Source organism: Streptomyces sp. NPDC052299, assembly GCF_040679335.1.
Lineage (GTDB): Bacteria > Actinomycetota > Actinomycetes > Streptomycetales > Streptomycetaceae > Streptomyces.
The window spans coordinates 234,068-252,407 of record NZ_JBFAUP010000012.1 but is presented as its reverse complement, the minus strand read 5'-3'; the positions used below and the strand labels follow the sequence as shown (position 1 = coordinate 252,407).

The following is an 18,340-nucleotide window of genomic DNA, read 5'->3' as shown; positions in this document are numbered from 1 at the left end:
CGGAAACGGTGGAGGCCGAAGTCTCGCACGTACAGGGCTGTTTCAGGCCCGCTCGCGGCCAACTCTGCGCAGCCGCTCCCGCTCCTTCTCGGACAGGCCGCCCCACACGCCGAAGCGTTCGTCGTTGTCGAGGGCGTACTCCAGGCACGCCTGCCGTCCCTCGCAGGCGTTGCAGAGCTGCTTGGCCTCACGGGTGGAGCTGCCGGGGGCCGGGAAGAAGAACTCGGGGCCCGCCTGGGCGCACAGTGCCGTCTCCTGCCAGGAGAAGGCGGGGTCGGTCGCGGTGTTGATCAGCATGACGGCCACCCTGCCCGGTCGCGATAAACGACTGATCAACGCCGCGTCAATGGGGCGTCCGCCCGGCCCTAGCCGTCGTGTCCGGGGACGGTGCCGTCCCGGTCGGCCACGAGGAGCATGCCGCCCATGCCCCGGTCGGCGTGGCTCTGCACGTGGCAGTGGTACATCCAGGCGCCCGCGCCCACGTGTTCGCCCGCGATCACCTGGAAGCCGAAGGAGTCCGCCGGTCCGACGATCTTCGTGTCGACCACCCGGCTCGGGTCGTCGGGGCCGGTGAGCATGCCCGTGCGGTTGTCCGCCCAGCGGTGACCGTGCATGTGGAACGTGTGGTAGAAGTCGCCGTGCGTGATCATGACGACTTCGAGCCGGTCCCCGAGCGTGGTCGTGAAGTCCGGGCTCTTCCCGGCCGGGGTGTTGTTGATCGACATGCCGTTGAAGACGATCGTGATGGTCTTGTCCGGCAGGATGTCGCCCCGGCGCCGGACGACCAGCGGCCCGTAGAGACCGTCGCGGATGCCGCCGGTGCCGTGGTCGGAGCCCACGGCGTGGTCGTGGTAGTGCCAGTAGCCCGCGCTGCCGGGCTGCCAGGTGCCGTCGCGGCGCGGGCCGGGGGTGTGAGTGCGCCAGGTGTACGTGCGGGTGGCGCCGGGTTCGACGGTGCTGTGATTCATCCGGGTGCCGTCGCTGGCGATGTCGTAGTCGACGCCGTGCGCGTGCAGTCCGGCCGGCACGTCCAGGGTGTTGACGAACTCGATGTGCAGGGTGTCGCCCTCGTTGAGCTCGATGAGCGGGCCGGGCACGGTGGCCTTGCCCTTTGCGAGCCCGTAGCCCGTCCGGCCGTCCGGCAGCTTCTCCACGTACATGCGGATGTGCCGGACGACTCCCCCGGCGGGCGCCCGCCGGACCGGGTGGGGCAGGGCGGCGGCGGTGGCCGGGAGGGACAGGGACGCCACCCCCGCCGCCGCCACGGCCCCGCCGCCCATCAGCATCCGTCGGCTGATACTTCTGCGGTCCATGTCGAACTCCCCACTGCTGACGGGTGCTGCCGAGGATGTGGCGACGGGCCGTGACGAACCCGGGAAAATCGCTTACCCACAGTAAGGACAAAGTCCGCCCCAGGGCCGCCAAGGCCGGTGGGCGAGTCGCGAAATACGTCCGTCGGATCAGGTGACCGTCGCCGCGTGCTGCGGCATGTGCTCGCGGCCGCCGGGGTGCCGGTGGCGCCACACCCAGAAGACCGTGCACGAGACCAGCGCCCAGGCCGCGAGGACCAGGTACGGGAAGACGCGCTGGTGGCCCTGGTAGTAGACGGCGGTGTGCTGGGCGTTGACGGAGGCGCCCGGGGGCAGCCAGCGTCCGATGTGGCCGAGGAGCGAGGGCAGCAGCGGCCAGGAGACGGCCCCGCCGGACGAGGGGTTGCCCAGGAGCACCATGACCCCCCAGGTCGGCAGCATCGCCCACCGCCCGATCAGGGTGTTGAACATGGTGAAGACCATGCCCGAGGTGAACATCGTGAAGGCGAGGATCAGCCAGGACTCGACGAACGGCAGGTCGACCGCCCCCAGCAGCCAGTCGACGACGGCGGCAATGGCGAAGGCGCCGAGCAGCGAGTAGAGGATCGTGAAGCCGATCCGTTCGGCCGGGATCAGAGCGCGGGCGTGCACGCTGAGCTGGATGGCGCCCACGAAGCCGACGATGACGGCGGCGAGCGAGATGTAGAAGAGCGCGAGCCCGCGCGGGTCGCCCTTCTGGAGGGGTTTGACGTCCTGAACGGCGACCGGGATGTCCAGCGCGTCGCCCACCTTCACGGCGGACTCGGCGAGCAGCTGGGCGACGGCCGCCCCGGAGGCCGCGGCCACGTCCAGCGACACGCCCCGCGCGCCGGACCGGACGATGGCGAAGACCCGCTGCTCCTCCAGGGCCTCGCGCGCGGCGGCCGCGGTCGGGTAGACGTGGATGACCAGGGAGGCGTCGAGGGCCTTGTCCATCGCGGCGACGAACTCCCGGCCGCGCGTGGTGTCCGGCTCGCTGACCACGGCGGTGGGGACGCTGTGCGGGGTCGGGTTGGCCATGGCGTACGTGTAGGAGCCGGCGAAGAGCCCGGCGGCGGCGGAGAGGATGAACAGCAGGACGATGGCCGGGAAGTACGGGGACTCCTTGAAGCCCTGCCACTTCTGGCTCCGGGTCAGCGGCCGCCCGTGCGCCCCGTGCTCGGGCTCGCTCACGCCTCGTCGTCCTTGTCGTGGCGGGCGCGGCTGGGCTGCACGCGCTTGGGCTCGCCGGGCATCTTCGGGTACTCGGGCGGGTAGGGCAGGTCGCCGGGGCCGCCGTCGCTCGCGTGGCGGTCGGCGAGTTCGAGCAGCGAGTCCAGGCGGAACGCCTCCTGGTCCATGTCGGCGTGCACGTCGCCGTGTTCCGCGTACCGCACGGGCATGGTGCGCAGGTCGAAGTCGCGCGGCTCGGCGTCGTCCAGCTCCTCCCAGCGCAGCGGGGCGGAGACCGGGGCGTGCGGGAAGGGCCGTACGGAGTAGGCGGAGGCGATGGTGCGGTCGCGGGCGGTCTGGTTGTAGTCGACGAAGATCCGCTCGCCGCGCTCCTCCTTCCACCAGGCGGTGGTGACCCGGTCCGGCATCCGGCTCTCCAGCTCCCGCCCGACCGCGATGGCCGCGCGCCGCACCTCGGTGAACGTCCAGCGCGCCTCGATGGGCACGAAGACGTGGATGCCGCGCCCGCCGGACGTCTTGGGCCAGCCGCGCAGCCCGTGCTCCTCCAGCACACCGCGCAGCTCCTTGGCGGCGCGGACCGCGTCCGCGTAGTCGGTGCCGGGCTGCGGGTCCAGGTCGATGCGGAGTTCGTCGGGGTGGTCGGTGTCCCCGCCGCGGACGGGCCAGGGGTGGAAGGTGAGGGTGCCGAGGTTGGCGGCCCAGAGGACGGCGGCCACCTCGGTGGGGCACATCTCGCGGGCGGACCGCCCGCTGGGGAAGGCGATCGTGGAGGTGGGGATCCACTCGGGGAGGTTCTTGGGGGCGCGCTTCTGGTAGAAGAACTCGCCCTCGACGCCGTCCACGAACCGCTGGAGGGTGGTGGGCCGGTTGCGCAGGGCGCGCAGGATGCCGGGGCCGACGGCGAGGAAGTACTCGGCGACGTCCCTCTTCGTGTAGCCCTTCACCGGGAAGTAGACCTTGTCCGGATTGGACAGCCGGACCGCCCGCCCGGCCGCGTCCAGCTCCACCGCTGTGCCCGCTGCTGCCATGTCGGCCACCGTAGGCCGGGCACACATATGCCGCACATCGGGAGACTCCGGTCGCCGTACGGGTCACAATCGGGCCATGGACCTGCCGGTGATGCCGCCCCTGAAGCCGATGCTCGCCAAGTCCGTGAAGCGGATTCCGCCGGGGATGCAGTACGAGGCGAAGTGGGACGGCTTCCGGGCGATCGTGCACCGGGACGGTGACGAGGTGGTGATCGGCAGCCGGACGGGCAAGCCGCTCACCCGGTACTTCCCCGAGCTGGTCGACGCCGTGCGGGACAATCTGCCGGAGCGGTGCGTGGTGGACGGCGAGATCGTCGTCGCTCACGACGGCCGCCTCGACTTCGACCGGCTCAGCGAGCGCATCCACCCCGCCGAGTCCCGGGTGCGGCTGCTGGCCGGGCAGACCCCGGCCGCGCTGATCGCCTTCGACCTGCTGGCGCTGGGCGACGACTCGCTCCTGGACACCCCGCAGGCGGACCGGCGCACGGTCCTGGAGGCGGCGCTCGCCGGGGCGTCGGCCCCGGTGCATCTGGCCCCGTCCACGACCGACCCGGCGCGCGCCGAGGAGTGGTTCGAGCGGTACGAGGGCGCGGGCCTCGACGGCGTCGTCGCGAAGCCGCTCGACGCGCCGTACCGGCCGGACGTCCGGGCCATGTACAAGATCAAGCACGAACGCACCGCCGACTGCGTGGTGGCCGGATACCGCTTCCACAAGAGCGGCCCGGTCGTCGGCTCGCTGCTGCTCGGCCTGTACGACGACAGCGGCGCGCTCCAGCACGTCGGGGTGTGCGCCGCCTTCCCGATGAAGCGCCGCGCGGAGCTCGTCACCGAGCTGGAGCCGCTGCTGACCGGTGCCGACGACCACCCCTGGCGCGCCTGGGCCGAGGCCGAGGCGCACGCGGGTGCCCGGCTGCCCGGCGCCCCGAGCCGCTGGTCCGGCAAGAAGGACATGTCCTGGGTGCCGCTGCGGCCGGAGCGGGTCTGCGAGGTGGCGTACGACCACATGGAGGACGACCGCTTCCGGCACACCGCCCAGTGGCGCCGCTGGCGGCCCGACCGTACGCCGGACAGCTGCACGTACGCACAGTTGGAGGAGGTCGTCCGCTACGACCTCGCGGAGGTGCTGGCGGGCGGCGGCTGAGCCCTCCGGAGGACCCGGCCTAGTCGGCCGTGGGCGGCAGGGTCGGGGACGTGCAGGGTTCGCCGGCCTCCGTGGGGTCGGGCGAGGGCGAGGCGGTGGGCTCGGTGGTGTCGGTCGGGTCGGGCGCCGGGGTGGTCGTGCACCCCGGGTCGGGCTTCGTCGTGGTCGGGTCCGGGTCGGGCGTGGTGCTGGGGTCCGGGGTGGCGGAGCCGGGGTCCGTGGGGTCGGGCGAGGGGCCGGTGGTGTCCGTCGGGTCCGGGTGGGGCGTGGTGCTCGGGCCGGGGTCGTGGCTGCCGGGTGTGGTCGGGCGGGTGCTGGTGCCGGGCTGCGGGCCGACCTCGATGCCGCCGCCGTCCTCGGAACCGGAGCCGCCCACGGGGTGCTTGGGCTTGTTGGGGCTGCCGGCGCCGGGGCTCCTGGGGACGGTCCCCGTGCCGTCGGTGACCGCGTGGATGCCCTTGCGGTAGAACTCCAGCCAGGACAGCACCGTGCGCAGATAGGTCTCGGAGTGGTTGTAGCTGAGGATCGCCCGGTTCATGTCGGAGGGGATCGACAGATCGCGGGTCCCGGCGCACAGGTAGGCCCCGGCGGCGAGCGCCGCGTCGTACACGTTGTTCGGGTCGCGGCGCCCGTCTCCGTTGCCGTCGCGGCCCCAGTGCGCCCACGTCGAGGGGATGAACTGCATCGGGCCGACCGCCCGGTCGTACGTCGCGTCCCCGTCGTAGGCGCCCCCGTCGGTGTCCGCGATGTTGGCGAATCCGGCGCCGTTGAGAACCGGGCCGAGGATCGGCGACACGGTCGTGCCGTTCTTGTCGACCCGGCCGCCGGCCGCGTGCCCGGACTCGACCTTGCCGATCGCCGCCAGGAGCTGCCAGGGCAGCCGGCAGCCGGGGTCGCTGCGGCCCATCGTGGTCTCGGCCCTGCGGTAGGCGGCGAGCACGGTGGCGGGGATGCCGGCCTCGGCCCAGGACTGCTTGGCCGCGGGGCTCTGCTTCTCGCCCTTCCGGGGCGGCTTCGGGCTCTTCAGCGGCGGGAGTTCGGTGTGGTACGAGTCGTCGTTGGGGACTTCGGACCAGACGACGTCGTCCGTCTTCTGACGGGGCTTCGCGGTCTCCTCGTGCGCGGCGAGCTGGGGTGCCTGGGACGCCGTGAGCGCGGCCATCGCGGCGACGGCGGCCGCGGTGCCGCCGAGCCCTCGGCGCATGGTGCCGTTGAACCTCATGCGTGCTCTCCTTGGTGGGGTCGCCTGGGTCACCGGGTGAATGTGTCGATCGCGGAGATCCGCCAGCTGCCGCCCTTGCGGACCGCGTCCACGCTGAACATGGCGGCGGCGTAGGTGGTCTCCTCGGACTTGCCGGTACGGGTGTTGCGCTGGTCGGCGTAGATCAGCAGCCGGGCCCGGTCGCCGTCGAGCATCTCCACACCGCTGTCGGTGACGGTCGTGGTGAGGACCAGCTTCTGCTTCGGCGCCTGCTCCCGGACCTCGGCGAGCATGTCCGCGTGCTGCTGGACCGCCTTCCCGGTCAGATACTTCGTCACCGCCGTCTCGGCCTTGGTGGGTGAGGCGTAGTCGTACGAGAAGACCGCGCCGACGGCCTCGGTGATCTGGCCCTTCACCTCGCTGGTGCGGCTGATGTCGGTCAGCGCGGTGTTCTGCCGGCTGGGGTCGTCGCGCAGGCTCGCCGCCGAGGTGAATTCCCAGGCGGCGACCGCGCCGAGGACGAGGGTGAGGACGCAGAGGACGGCGGGCAGGCTGAGGCGCGGCCGACGCCGGGCGGTGGCCTTCTCCGCCTCGGGCCCGGCCTCCCCTTCGTCTTCTTCGCCTTCGCCTTCGCCTTCCGGAAGGGCCTCGTCCTGCGGGGCGTCGGACTTCTTCTCCAGGTCCGGGCCGCGGCCCGTACGGAGGCGGGGCGGGGCGGTCGTCGCGGCGCGTTCGGCGGCGGCGACGGTGGCCAGGCGGCGCTGACGGTTGACCAGGTGACGGGTGGTCGACATGTCCGGGTTCCTCTCGGTGCGGGGGCGGGGGTGTCAGCCGGCGGTGTTGCCGACGGGCGCCTGGCCGAGGGCGCTGAGCTTCCACCCGTCGGGGGTGCGGGTGAGCTGGCCGAGCATCCGGCTCTCCTTCACCGCGGGCTTGCCCTTCGGCGCGGTCACGGTCACCCGGAGCGCCACCATGACCCCGGCCTTCCCGGCCCGGTCGTCCAGCTCGGTGACCGCACCGGCCAGCACCTTCGCGGTGCTGACGGTCTTCGCCTGCTGGATCTGCTTCACGAAGCCGTCCCGCCCGTCGACCAGTTGCTGGTGCAGGTCCCCGGTGGTGGAGTCCTCCCAGCTGTCGAGCCCCTTCTCCAGCTGCGCGTGGTCGAGCGTGTTCATGTTCTGCACGGCCTGCTCCCCCGCCGCCAGCACCTCGTCGCGGGTCTGGGCGTACGCGGCCGAGCTGTCGTGCCCCGCCTGGTAGCGGGACACCCCGCCCCAGCCCGCGGCGCCGGCCGCGGCGACCGTCAGCACGATCGCCGCCGCCACCAGCGGATTTCTCGTCATCGCTACCCGTGCCATCGCTGCCTCTCCCTGCCGGCGGTCCCGCCGTGCTGTGCTGTCCGTGCTCGGTGGTGCGGTGGTGCGGTGGTGCCTTTCGCGGGCTACCGGGAGGTGATCTCCACGATCGTCCAGTGCCCTTCGCGCAGTTGGGCCGTGACGGACAGCTGCGCGGCCGCCCTGCTCGCCGCCTTGCCCTTGCGCTCGTAGACCTGGTCGAGGAAGACGAGCAGGTGCGCGCTGTCGGGCGTGAGCCGGGTCACCCCGGCGCGCACGACATGGGTGGTGAGCGTGAGCTTCTGGTCGGCCGACTGCTTCTCGACCTGCCCGAACAGCGCCGCGTACTGCTGGAGCGCCTTGCCCGCGAGCAGCTTCTGCGCGGACGCCTTGGTGGCGGCGGTGCCGTCGGGGCTGTACGAGAAGACCTTGCCGAGCGCGTTGGTGACCTCGCCGGCCACCTGGGCGGTCGCCGCGCTGTCGGTCAGCGCCCGGTTGGACGTGGCGGGCGTGTCCCGCAGCTGCCGCCCCGCCACGTACATCACGGCCCCGGCGGCGAGCAGGGCGACGACGAGGACTCCGGCGAGGACGCGCGGCCACCGGCGGGCCGGGTGGGTGCCGGTCGCGTCGGTGTCCTCGGGCGGCTCGACGGCTGCCTCCGGCTTCTCCTCGACGTCCGTGGTCATGCGCCGCTCCCTATGCCGAGCGCCGTGAGCGCCTTGATCTTCCAGCCGTCCGCGGTCCGGGCGAGCGTGGCCTCGAACCGTTTCCGCTCGGTGCCGGCCTTGCCGGTGCGCGGGGTGACCTCGACGTCGACGGTCGCGATCATCAGCGCGGTGCCGGTCCGCCGGTCCAGCTCGGTGAGCGCGGCGTCGGTGACCTTGCCGCGCGCGGTGGCACCGGCCGCCTTGAGGTCGGCGGCGTCCTTCTTCCGGGTCCGCTTCAGCTGGTCGTACAACGGGCCCGTGGCGGACTCCAGCCACCCGGCCAGGCCCGCGTCCACGCTCGTCGCGTCCTTGCCGTCCAGGGTGTTGAGCCGGGCCAGCGCCTGCCGGCCGTCCGCGAGGGCGGCGTCCCGGCTCTTGGCGTAGGCCAGGTCGTCGTCGCCGCGCGCCTGGGCGTAGGACCAGCCGCCCAGGGCGCAGACGAGGGCCGCGATCAGCAGGACGGCCCAGCCGCCGAGGCTTCGCGTACGGGGGTTCACTCGCCGCCCTCCTGTCCCAGGCCGAGCAGCCCGGCCATGCCGCGGGCCTCCGGTGACGCGTCGGCGACGGCTCCGAGCACTCCGGGCAGCCGGTCCTCCTTGGTGTCCCCGAGGAGGAGCGCGCCGGCCTTCGCCGGTTCGGGGAGCGGGCCGCCCGTCGGGGCGTTGGCGCTGCCCCGGACGTCGATGCCGGTGCCGGGCGAGGCGGCGCAGCGGGCCTTGGTGTTGAGGGCGGGGGCGGGTGAGAGGTCGAGACCGTTGCGGTAGGTCGTGCCCTCGTAGCCGGCGGTGCAGGGCAGCGGTTCGAAGAAGGTGATCGACATGCCGAACCGGGCGCCGTCCTCGTCCACCGCGCTGGCCCCGGCCGCCGCGACGGCGGGGAGCTTCACGAGCAGTTCCTCCAGGCCGCGCTGGCGGGTGACGGCGACGTCGGAGGTGGTGAGGAGGTTGGCGACGACGACCCCGAAGCTGGGTTCGACGTCCCGGAGCAGTCCGCTGATCTGGTTCGTCGCGTCGGGGGCGGCGGCGATCAGCTTGCGCAGGTCGGTGTCGGACCCCTTCAGCTGGGCGGCCAGTTCCTTCGCGCCGGAGGCGAACCCCTTGAGCGCTTCGCCCTGTTCGACCTGGGTGCGCAGGACGGTCCTGCCGTCCTCCATCAGCCGGGTGTTGACGGGCAGCGCGTCGTCGGCGGCGTCCACGAACTCGCTGCCGGTGTCGAGGAGGACCTGGAGGTCGTCGCCGCGCCCGCTGAACGCGGTGCCGAACTCGTCCACGACGGTGCGCAGGGACTCCAGGTCGACCGAGGAGGTGAGGTCGTTGACGCTGGTGAGCACGTCGGTCACGGGCGCCGGGACGGTGGTCTCGGCCTGGTCGATGACCGAGCCGTTCGCCAGGTAGGGGCCCTCGGTGCGGGTCGGCCGCAGGTCGACGTACTGCTCGCCGACGGCGGAGAGGTTGGCCACGACCGCCTTGAGGTCGTCGGGGATGCGGGGTGCGGACTTGTTGATCCGCAGCTCGGCCTCGACGCCGTCGTCGGTGAGTTCGATGGGTCCGACGCGGCCGACCGAGACCCCCCGGTAGGTGACGTTGGAATGTGTGAAGAGGCCGCCGGTGCGCGGGAGTTGCATTTTGACGGTGTAGTAGTCGCGCATGCCGACGTAATGGCCGAGGTCGGCGTAGCGCACCCCGAGGTAGCCGAGCACCAGCACGGAGATGATGAGGAAGGCGATGTTCTTGAGCCGGATGGCGAGGGTGATCATCGGTCGCTCCCCTTCGGGTCCGTGGGCCGGCTCGTCGTCGGCGCCGAGGTGGCGGGGAGGGGCAGCGGCAGTCCGGCGCCGGCGACCGCCCCGGCCTGGGGGGTCGGGGTCTCCGGGTCCGGGTTGTAGGCGGGGATGATCTGGGTGCCGGGTTCGGCGGTCAGGTCCAGGTACACGTTGAGGTAGTCGCCCTTCACGCCGCGCAGCACCTCGTCCGTGAACGGGTAGGTGAGCAGCACCTGGAGGGAGTCGGGGAGGTCGTTGCCGGAGTCGGCCAGGGCCCGCAGGGTGGGGGCGAGTGCCTTGAGGTCGGCGATGGTGTCCGCCTTGCTCCGGTTGATGGTGGTGACGGCGACGCCGGACAGGGTGTCCAGGGAGCGCAGCATCGTCATGAGGGAGCCACGCTGCTTCTCCAGGACCTTCATGCCGGGGCTGAGCTTGGTGAGGACGGTGCCGACCTGCTGTTTGCGGCCGGCGAGCGTGCTGGAGAGCCGGTTGACTCCGTCGAGCGCCGCGGTGATGTCGCCGCGGTGTTCGTCCAGGTTGGTGACGAGCTTGTCGACCCGGCGGAGCATGGACTTGACCTGGGGCTCCCGTCCGCTCAGGGCCTTGTTGAGTTCGGTGGTGATGGTCTTGAGCTGCTGGACGCCGCCGCCGTTGAGGAGCATGGACAGGGCGCCGAAGACCTCTTCGACCTCGGGGTTGCGATTGGTACGGCTGAGCGGGATGCGGTCGCCGTCGGCGAGGGTGCCCTGTTCCTTGCCCTTGGCGGGCGGCCGGAGCTGGACGTACTTCTCGCCGAGCAGGCTGGACTGCTCCAGATGGGCGTAGGCGTTGGCGGGCAGGTCGATCTTCCCGTTCACCTTCATGGTGACCCGGGCCTGCCAGCCGTCGGGCGCCAGCGAGATCTTGGTGACCCGGCCGACCGCGACGTCGTTGACCTTGACCGAGGACTGCGGGGAGAGGCTGAGCACGTCCCCGAAGTCCGCGGTGATCTCGTAGGGGTGGTCGCCGAGGTCGGCGCCGCCGGGCAGCGGCAGGTCCTCGATGCCGGAGAAGTGCGGGGCTCCGCATCCGGTGACGAAGAGGGTGCAGCACAGGCCGAGCGCGACGAGTGCCGGTCCGCCCGTGGTGCCGAGGGCCGCGGGTCTGCGCGGTCGCCGGTTCATCGGTTGGCCCCCTTCGTGTCCTTGGCGTCCTTGGCGTCCTTCGGGGTGCCGTAGACCGTGCCCACGGCCGGGAGCGGCAGCGTGGGAAGCGCCCGTTGCCGTGCTGCGTCCACCGGGGAGAGTCCCTGGAGGGCGAGGCTCGATTCGAGGAGCGGGCCGCCCATGCTGAGTTCGTTGAGGTTGGTCCGGCCGTTGAGCGTGCGGTGCTCGGGGTCGTACGCGTTGAGCACGTTGCCCGCGGAGAGCGGCAGGACGTCCATCGACTCGGCCAGCGAGGCGCGTTGGTCGACGAGGGCCTGGGTGATCGGCACGAGGGCGTCCACGTTCTTCTTGAGCTCGCCCCGGTTGTCCTTGATGAAGGTCTTCACCTGGCCGAGCGCGGTGCCGAGTTCCTTGAGGGCGGCGCCGAGGTTCTTCTTGTCGTCGGCGAGGAAGCCGGTGACGGAGTTCAGCTGCTCCTCGGCGGCGCGGACGTTGCCGTCGTTGTCCTTCAGCATGGTGGTGAAGGTCTGGAGGTAGGACAGCGTGTCGAAGAGGTTGCCGCTCGACTTGTCCAGGGTCTTGGTGGCCTTGCCGAACTGCTCGATGGAGTCGCCGATGTCCTTGCCGTTGCCCTTGAGGTTCTTGGCGCCGGTGTCCAGGAGCCCGGCGAAGGCCCCTTCGGCGTTGGCCCCGTCGGGGCCGAGCGCGGTGGAGAGTTCGGTGATGGACGCGTAGAGCTGGTCGACCTCCACCGGGACGGCGTTGTTGGCGGCGGGCAGCTGGGCGCCGTCCTCCATGGCCGCTCCCCCGGTGTAGGCGGGTGCGAGCTGGACGTACCGGTCGGCGACCAGGCTGGGGGCGACGACGACGGCGTGCGCGTCCTTGGGGACCTGGATGCCCTTGTCGATGTGCAGGACGACCTTGACGTCCTTGCCGCGCGGTTCGACGGATTCGACGCGGCCGACGCGAACGCCGAGTATGCGCAGGTCGGACCCGGCGTAGACGCCGGTGACCTGGTCGAAGTAGGCGGTGACGGTGGTGCCGCCCTGCTCCTCCAGGGCCGAGACCCCGGAGGTGGCGGCGACGGCCACGACGACGAGGCCGGCACCGATGCCGATGACGCGGGTGAGTCTCATCTCAGTGCCCGCCTTCCTGCTTCGGAGGCATGCAGCCGGTCGCCGGGGGTGTGTTCGCGGGCAGGTAGTTCTTCGGGACGACACCGCAGACGTAGTTGTCGAACCAGCGCCCGTTGCCGAGGGTGTTGCCGACGAGCCGGTTGTAGGAGCCGGCGAGCGCGAGCACCTGGTCGAGGCTCTTGCGGTTCTTCTTGAGCACCGCGGTGACCCGGCCGAGCGCCTTGAGGGTGGGCTTCAGCTGCTTGTTGTTGTCGGAGACGAGGCCGGTGAGCTGGGTACCCAGGTCGCGGGTGCCGGTGAGCAGCAGGTGGATGGAGTCGCGGCGGGCCTGGATCTCGCCGAGGAGCAGGTTGCCGTCGTCCAGGAGGGTTTCGAAGCCGCTCTTCTTGTTGGCGAGGGTCTTGGTGAGCCGCTTGCTGCCCTTGAGCAGGGTGGCCAGCTGGGCGTCGCGTTCGGAGACGGTCTTCGACAGCGCGGAGAGCCCCTGGGCGGCGCTCTTCACGTCGGGCGGGGAGTCCTTGAAGGTGGCGGAGATCGTCTCGAAGCTCTTGGCGAGCTGTTCGGTGTCGATCTCCCCGATGGTCTCGCCCAGTCCGTTGAACGCCTGCGTGACGTCGTACGGGGAGGTGGTGCGGGAGGCCGTGATGCGCTCGTCCGGGTCCTGCGGGGCGTCGCCGAGCGGGTCGACGGCGAGGTACTTCTCGCCGAGGAGCGTCTTGATGGCGATGCCGACGGTGCTGGCGTTGCCGATCCAGGCGTCCTTGACCTTGAAGGTGACCTTCACCTTGGCGCCGTCCAGGGAGACCCCGGTGACCTTGCCGACCTTGACGCCGGCGATGCGGACCTCGTCGCCCTCGCCGAGTCCGGCGGACTCGGTGAAGTCGGCGCTGTAGGTGGTGCCGCCGCCGATGAAGGGGAGCGAGTCGGCCCGGTAGGCGCCGAATCCGATGAGGGCGAGCAGGAGCAGGCCCACGATGCCGACGGCGACGGGGTTGCGGTGGCGTATCGGCTTGATCATGACAGGCACCTCGGCTGGGTGATCTCGATGCCGGTCGGCGGGGTGCTGCCGTCGCTCGTCGTGACGCCGCTGACCCTGGCCTCGCAGAGGTAGAGGTTGAGCCAGGAGCCGTACGAGGTGAGGCGGCTGATGGCCTCCATCTTGGCCGGGGTCTTCTGGAGGAAGTTCTCGATCTTCGGGGTGTTGTCGGCCAGGTTCCCGGAGAGCCGGCCGAGCTGCTTGATGTCGTCCTTGAGGGGTTTGCGGCCGTCCTCGAAGAGGTCCGCGGTGACCGTGGTGAGCGCGCCCATCGCGGTGACGGCCTGCCCGAGGGGCTTGCGGTCGCCCGCGAAGCCGGTGACGAGGGCCTGGAGCGTGTCGACCAGGTCGTTGAAGCCGTCCTCCCGGTCGTTGACGGTCTTCAGGACCGAGTTGAGGTTCTTGATCACCTCGCCGATCACCTTGTCCTTGGCGGCGACCGTGCCGGTCAGCGAGCCGACGTGCTGGAGGATGGAGTCGACCGTGCCGCCCTCGCCCTGGAGCACCTGGACGATGGAGCCGGCCAGCTCGTTGACGTCGGGCGGCGAGAGCCCTTCGAAGAGCGGCTGGAAGCCGTTGAAGAGCTGGGTGAGGTCGAGCGCCGGGGTGGTGCGCGACAGCGGGATGGTGGCGCCCGGGGCGAAGCTCTCGCCGACGGGGCCCGCGCCCTGGTCCAGGTCGATGTAGCGCTGGCCGACCATGTTGAGGTATTTGATCGACGCGGTCACGGAGGCCGGGAGCCGCTTGCTCTTGCGGACGCTGAAGGAGACCTCGGCGACCCGGCGGTCCGCGACCCTGACGGACTCGACCTGGCCGACCTTGACCCCGGCGACGCGGACGCTGTCGCCGACGATGAGGCCGGTGGCGTCGGTGAACCGGGCCTTGTACGAACGGGTCTCGCCCACACCGGTGTTGGCGATGGACAGGGCCAGTACCGTGGTGGCCAGGCTCGTCACCACGATGAACACGATCGATTTCGCGAGCGGTCCCGCGATGGAACGGCGCTTCACTTGAGCTTCACCTCCACACCGCGGAAGGCCGGGCCGATGAGCACGCTGCTCCACTCGGGCAGGGCCTGCGGCCGGACTTTCAGGGAGGGAGCGACCAGCTCGTTGACGAGCCGGCTCTCCTGCGGCGAGTTGGGCATGCCGAGCGACGGGTCGGCCGCGGGTACCTCGACCGGCGTGGCCGGGTCCGGGTCCGTCCGCGCGGTGTCGGCGGCGGTCCTGGCGTCGGCGGTCGGCACGGTCTGCCCGACGTACGGGATGGAGTAGCAGTGCGGTCCGCCGGTCGCGTTGTAGACCGGGGTGTCCTTGCCCGCGACGTACTTCCCCTTGGACGGAACGGTCTTGAGGGTCACGTGCAGTCCGGGCTCGTCGGTGCCCTTGCCGAGCGCCTTGTCCATGGCCGGGATGAAGTTGGCCACGGTGCGCAGGGTGCAGGGGAACTCCGAGGAGTACTTCGCCAGGGTCTCCAGGGTGGGCCTGCCGCTGGCGGCGAGCCGGATGAGGTTGTCCTTGTTCCGCTGGAGGAAGGCGGTGACGTCGCGGGCGGAGGCGGTGGTGGAGCCGTACACGTTCGCGAGGTTCGCCTGCTGTTCGGCGAGGGTGCCGCTGGTGGTGGTGAAGTCGGTGAGGGCGTCCAGGATCTCGGGGGCGGAGTCCGCGTAGAGGCGGCTCACCTTGACGAGCTCCTTGATGTCCTCGTTGAGCGTGGGGAGCTGGGGGTTGAACTTCTTGAGGTGGGCGTCCAGCTTCACGAGGGTGTCGCCCAGCTTCTCGCCCCGGCCCTCCAGTGCGGTGGAGACCGCGTTGAGGGTGGCGGACAGCTTCTCCGGCTTCACGGCGGTGAGCAGCGGGAGGACGTTGTCGAGGACCTCTTCCAGCTCGATGGCGTTGCTGGACCGGTCCTGCGGGATGACGTCGCCCGCGCCGAGGGTCTCCGCGGAGGGCACGGGGGGCGGTACGAGGGCGACGAACCGTTCCCCGAAGAGGGTGGTGGGCAGCATCTGGGCGGTGACGTCGGCCGGGATGCGGTCCAGCTTGTCCGGCTTGATCGCGAGGGTGAGCCGGGCTCCGTCGCCGTCGGCCGCGATGTTCCGGACCTGGCCGACGACGACGCCGCGCAGCTTCACGTCGGCGTTCTCGTGCATCTCGTTGCCGACGCTCGACGTGCGCACGGTGACGGTCGCGTCGTGCGTGAAGTCCTTCTCGTACACCGAGACCGAGACCCAGATGAGGACGGCGGGCACGAGGAAGAGGGCGACTCCGGCGGTTCTGCGGGTGGTGGTGCGGATGGCGCGTGAGGACATCAGCCGGCCACCTTCACCGTCGTCGTGGCGCCCCAGATGGCGAGCGAGAGGAAGAAGTCGGTGATGCTGATCAGCACGATCGCGTTCCGCACGGAGCGGCCGACGGCCACACCGACCCCGGCGGGGCCGCCGGTGGCGTGGAAGCCGTAGTAGCAGTGGGCGAGGATCACCATCACGCTGAAGATCAGCACCTTGAGCACCGACAGGAGCACGTCCGCCGGGGACAGGAAGAGATTGAAGTAGTGGTCGTAGGTGCCCGCGGACTGTCCGTTGAACAGGACGGTGACGTAGCGGGACGCGACGTACGAGGAGAGCAGCCCGATCGCGTACAGCGGGATGATCGCGACGACCCCGGCGATGATGCGCGTGGTGACGAGGTAGGGCATCGAGCGCACGCCCATCGATTCGAGGCCGTCGACCTCCTCGTTGATGCGCATGGCGCCGAGCTGCGCGGTGAATCCGGCGCCGACGGTCGCGGAGAGGGCGAGTCCGGCGACGAGCGGGGCGATCTCGCGGGTGTTGAAGTACGCGGAGATGAAGCCGGTGAAGGCGGCGGTGCCGATCTGGTTGAGGGCCGCGTAGCCCTGGAGTCCGACGACCGTGCCGGTGGCCAGGGTCATCGCGATCATGACGCCGATGGTGCCGCCGACGACCCCCAGGCCGCCGCTGCCGAAGGCCACCTCGGCCAGGAGGCGCTGGACCTCCTTGAGGTAGCGGCGCAGGGTGCGGGGGATCCAGATCAGTGCCCGCACGTAGAAGGTGAGCTGGTCACCGGATCTGTCGAGCCAGCCGAGCATTGACATGGGTCAGCTCCCCTTCGCGGGGACGATCTGCAGGTAGATCGCCGTGAGGACCATGTTCACGAAGAACAGCAGCATGAAGGTGATGACGACGGACTGGTTGACCGCGTCGCCCACCCCCTTCGGGCCGCCACGCGGGTTGAGGCCGCGGTAGGCGGCGACGATGCCGGCGATGAAGCCGAAGATCAGCGCCTTGACCTCGCTGACGTAGAGGTCGGGCAGCTGGGCGAGGGCCGAGAAGCTGGAGAGGTACGCGCCCGGGGTGCCGTGCTGCAGGATCACGTTGAAGAAGTAGCCGCCGAGGGTGCCGACGACGGAGACCAGGCCGTTGAGCAGGACGGCGACGAGCATGGTGGCGAGCACGCGCGGGACGACGAGGCGCTGCACGGGCGAGACGCCCATGACCTCCATGGCGTCCAGCTCCTCGCGGATCTTGCGGGAGCCGAGGTCGGCGCAGATCGCGGAGCCGGCGGCCCCGGAGACCAGCAGGGCCACGATGATCGGGCTGGCCTGCTGGATGACGGCGAGGACGCTGGCGCCGCCGGTGAAGGACTGGGCGCCGAGCTGCTGGGTGAGCGAGCCGACCTGGAGGGCGATGACCGCGCCGAACGGAATGGAGACGAGGGCGGCGGGCAGGATGGTCACACTGGCGACGAACCAGAACTGCTCGATGAACTCCCGCACTTGGAAGGGCCGTCGGAAGGTCTCCCGGGTCACGGTCCCGGCGAGCGCGAACAGCCGCCCGGTCTCGCGCAGCGGCGCGGCGAGCTTGCTGGGGCGCGGGGCCTCGGGCGCCTGAGCGGGCTCCGGGGCTCGGTCCACCGGCTCCGGTTCGCCGGGGGGCCGTACGGGCAGGGGGGCGGTCACAGGCGTCCACCGCCCACGGCCGGGCTGTAGCTGTTGAGGATCGCGGTACGGGCGGCCTCCGGCAGCTCGCCGAGCATCGACATGACGCGTTCCCGGCGGCGCAGGGCGCCCTGGCGCACCGGCAGGCCGGGCGAGGGCTCCAGCTGGGGGACGACGGTGCGCGGGGCGTTGGCCGAGCTGATGCCCTGGCTGTAGCCGTGTCGCTCCTCGGCGGCGAGGGTGGCGGCGTCCTTCTCCTCGGACATGCCGATCGGCCCCTCGCAGCGGCCGGCGAGGAACTGGTTGACGACGGGCAGATCACTGGTGAGCAGCACCTCGCGGGGCCCGAAGGTGACGAGGTTGCGGCAGAACAGCATCCCCATGTTGTCCGGCACGGTGGAGGCGATGTCGAGGTTGTGGGTGACGATGAGCATCGTCGCGTCGATCTGCGCGTTGAGGTCGACGAGGAGCTGGGAGATGTACGCGGTGCGGACCGGGTCGAGGCCGGAGTCCGGTTCGTCGCAGAGGATGATCTGCGGGTCGAGGACGAGGGCCCGGGCGAGGCCGGCGCGCTTGCGCATACCGCCGGATATCTCACCGGGCAGCTTGTTCTCGGCGCCCAGGAGGCCCACGACGTCGATCCGCTCCATGACGATGCGGTGGATCTCGGATTCCTTCTTGCGGGTGTGCTCCCGGAGCGGGAACGCGATGTTGTCGAAAAGCGACATGGACCCGAAAAGGGCGCCGTCCTGGAACATGAGACCGAAGAGCTTGCGGGTCTCCATGATGTCCCGCTCGGAGCCGTTCACCATGTCGACGCCGTTGACGAGAACACGCCCGCGTTCAGGTTTGAGGAGGCCGATGATGGATTTGAGGAACACCGTCTTTCCCGTCCCGGACGGGCCGAGCATGACACTGACCTCGCCTGCGGGAAGCGTGAGCGACACATCCTGCCAGATGTTCTGCTTGCCGAAAGACTTGGTGAGCCCTTCGACCACTACTTCGATTCCCATCCCACCTCCTGCATGCGCTCACGAAGTGACAGAAGTGCGCCGAGGGGCGCACGTTAAGTTCACCGGCACCGCCAGGACAAGCCCTTGAACAGCCCATTCGCAAAGATCCGGTCCGTTTGTCATCGGGTGACAAATTCCGGTTCCGATCTTGTGAAGTACTGCGCACTGCCGTCCGTCGGTGCAGGCCGGAACCCCGCGGCCCAGAGGGTCGGACATGCGTCCGGGCCCTCTGCCGACGGGTGAGCAATCTCCGGACGCGCCGGAGGAGTTACTGACGGAGGCGACGCTACGGGTGGGTAACCTGGGCCGCAATACCAGGTCATCAAGTTTTCGCGCGAGAGCGCGAAGGGGGTGATTC

19 protein-coding genes are annotated in these 18,340 nt (G+C 70.7%); 1 reads left to right on the top strand and 18 read right to left on the bottom strand.

Annotation, left to right across the window (positions count from 1 at the left end; genetic code table 11):
• Positions 1 to 42: 42 nt before the first annotated feature.
• The 4 genes from AB0L33_RS22020 to ligD all read right to left on the bottom strand — a co-directional run bounded on the left by AB0L33_RS22020 (position 43) and on the right by ligD (position 3,529).
• On the bottom strand, positions 43 to 297 hold the full coding sequence (locus tag AB0L33_RS22020) for a WhiB family transcriptional regulator (RefSeq protein ID WP_018100193.1): 255 nt from the start codon (positions 295 to 297) through the stop codon (positions 43 to 45).
• A gap of 68 nt (positions 298 to 365) precedes the next feature.
• Positions 366 to 1,313 (bottom strand): multicopper oxidase domain-containing protein, encoded by a 948-nt coding sequence (locus AB0L33_RS22015; RefSeq protein WP_365683918.1) that lies wholly within the window; start codon positions 1,311 to 1,313, stop codon positions 366 to 368.
• Positions 1,314 to 1,460: 147 nt separating this feature from the next.
• Positions 1,461 to 2,522, bottom strand: a complete 1,062-nt coding sequence (locus AB0L33_RS22010; protein ID WP_365683916.1) for an ABC transporter permease — start codon at positions 2,520 to 2,522, stop codon at positions 1,461 to 1,463.
• Positions 2,519 to 3,529, bottom strand: a complete 1,011-nt coding sequence (gene ligD, locus AB0L33_RS22005; protein WP_365683969.1) for a non-homologous end-joining DNA ligase — start codon at positions 3,527 to 3,529, stop codon at positions 2,519 to 2,521. The genes AB0L33_RS22010 and ligD overlap by 4 nt, the downstream gene beginning before the upstream one ends.
• A gap of 97 nt (positions 3,530 to 3,626) precedes the next feature.
• Here ligD and AB0L33_RS22000 point away from each other — a divergent pair, with 97 nt between their 5' ends.
• Entirely contained in the window at positions 3,627 to 4,691 is a 1,065-nt protein-coding gene (locus AB0L33_RS22000) for an ATP-dependent DNA ligase (protein WP_365683914.1), read from the top strand.
• Positions 4,692 to 4,710: 19 nt separating this feature from the next.
• On the opposite strand, the gene AB0L33_RS21995 is transcribed toward AB0L33_RS22000, so the two are convergent.
• From AB0L33_RS21995 to AB0L33_RS21930, 14 genes are all read right to left on the bottom strand, one after another.
• On the bottom strand, positions 4,711 to 5,913 hold the full coding sequence (locus tag AB0L33_RS21995; RefSeq protein ID WP_365683912.1) for a lytic murein transglycosylase: 1,203 nt from the start codon (positions 5,911 to 5,913) through the stop codon (positions 4,711 to 4,713).
• A gap of 29 nt (positions 5,914 to 5,942) precedes the next feature.
• Positions 5,943 to 6,686 carry a hypothetical protein gene (locus tag AB0L33_RS21990; protein WP_365683910.1) on the bottom strand — a complete coding sequence of 248 codons (744 nt, stop codon included), beginning with the start codon at positions 6,684 to 6,686 and terminating at the stop codon, positions 5,943 to 5,945.
• Positions 6,687 to 6,719: 33 nt separating this feature from the next.
• Entirely contained in the window at positions 6,720 to 7,217 is a 498-nt protein-coding gene (locus AB0L33_RS21985; RefSeq protein ID WP_365683967.1) for a nuclear transport factor 2 family protein, read from the bottom strand.
• 116 nt (positions 7,218 to 7,333) lie between these two features.
• Positions 7,334 to 7,912 carry a hypothetical protein gene (locus tag AB0L33_RS21980; RefSeq protein ID WP_365683908.1) on the bottom strand — a complete coding sequence of 193 codons (579 nt, stop codon included), beginning with the start codon at positions 7,910 to 7,912 and terminating at the stop codon, positions 7,334 to 7,336.
• Positions 7,909 to 8,430: a hypothetical protein gene (locus AB0L33_RS21975; RefSeq protein WP_365683906.1), complete on the bottom strand. Its 522-nt coding sequence runs from the start codon at positions 8,428 to 8,430 to the stop codon at positions 7,909 to 7,911. The genes AB0L33_RS21980 and AB0L33_RS21975 overlap by 4 nt, the downstream gene beginning before the upstream one ends.
• On the bottom strand, positions 8,427 to 9,689 hold the full coding sequence (locus AB0L33_RS21970) for an MlaD family protein (protein ID WP_365683904.1): 1,263 nt from the start codon (positions 9,687 to 9,689) through the stop codon (positions 8,427 to 8,429). The genes AB0L33_RS21975 and AB0L33_RS21970 overlap by 4 nt, the downstream gene beginning before the upstream one ends.
• Positions 9,686 to 10,858, bottom strand: a complete 1,173-nt coding sequence (locus AB0L33_RS21965; RefSeq protein WP_365683902.1) for an MCE family protein — start codon at positions 10,856 to 10,858, stop codon at positions 9,686 to 9,688. Before AB0L33_RS21965 ends, AB0L33_RS21970 begins: the two co-directional genes overlap by 4 nt.
• On the bottom strand, positions 10,855 to 11,976 hold the full coding sequence (locus tag AB0L33_RS21960; RefSeq protein ID WP_365683900.1) for an MCE family protein: 1,122 nt from the start codon (positions 11,974 to 11,976) through the stop codon (positions 10,855 to 10,857). The genes AB0L33_RS21965 and AB0L33_RS21960 overlap by 4 nt, the downstream gene beginning before the upstream one ends.
• 1 nt (position 11,977) lies before the next feature.
• On the bottom strand, positions 11,978 to 12,994 hold the full coding sequence (locus AB0L33_RS21955) for an MCE family protein (RefSeq protein ID WP_365683898.1): 1,017 nt from the start codon (positions 12,992 to 12,994) through the stop codon (positions 11,978 to 11,980).
• Positions 12,991 to 14,022 (bottom strand): MCE family protein, encoded by a 1,032-nt coding sequence (locus AB0L33_RS21950; RefSeq protein ID WP_365683896.1) that lies wholly within the window; start codon positions 14,020 to 14,022, stop codon positions 12,991 to 12,993. Before AB0L33_RS21950 ends, AB0L33_RS21955 begins: the two co-directional genes overlap by 4 nt.
• Positions 14,019 to 15,323 carry an MCE family protein gene (locus tag AB0L33_RS21945; RefSeq protein WP_365683894.1) on the bottom strand — a complete coding sequence of 435 codons (1,305 nt, stop codon included), beginning with the start codon at positions 15,321 to 15,323 and terminating at the stop codon, positions 14,019 to 14,021. Before AB0L33_RS21945 ends, AB0L33_RS21950 begins: the two co-directional genes overlap by 4 nt.
• Positions 15,323 to 16,126 carry an ABC transporter permease gene (locus AB0L33_RS21940; protein WP_365683892.1) on the bottom strand — a complete coding sequence of 268 codons (804 nt, stop codon included), beginning with the start codon at positions 16,124 to 16,126 and terminating at the stop codon, positions 15,323 to 15,325. The genes AB0L33_RS21945 and AB0L33_RS21940 overlap by 1 nt, the downstream gene beginning before the upstream one ends.
• A gap of 3 nt (positions 16,127 to 16,129) precedes the next feature.
• Positions 16,130 to 16,990 (bottom strand): ABC transporter permease, encoded by an 861-nt coding sequence (locus AB0L33_RS21935; RefSeq protein ID WP_365683890.1) that lies wholly within the window; start codon positions 16,988 to 16,990, stop codon positions 16,130 to 16,132.
• A complete protein-coding gene (locus tag AB0L33_RS21930) occupies positions 16,987 to 17,982 on the bottom strand; it encodes an ATP-binding cassette domain-containing protein (protein WP_365683888.1) in 996 nt (331 codons plus the stop codon). Before AB0L33_RS21930 ends, AB0L33_RS21935 begins: the two co-directional genes overlap by 4 nt.
• Positions 17,983 to 18,340: the final 358 nt, after the last annotated feature.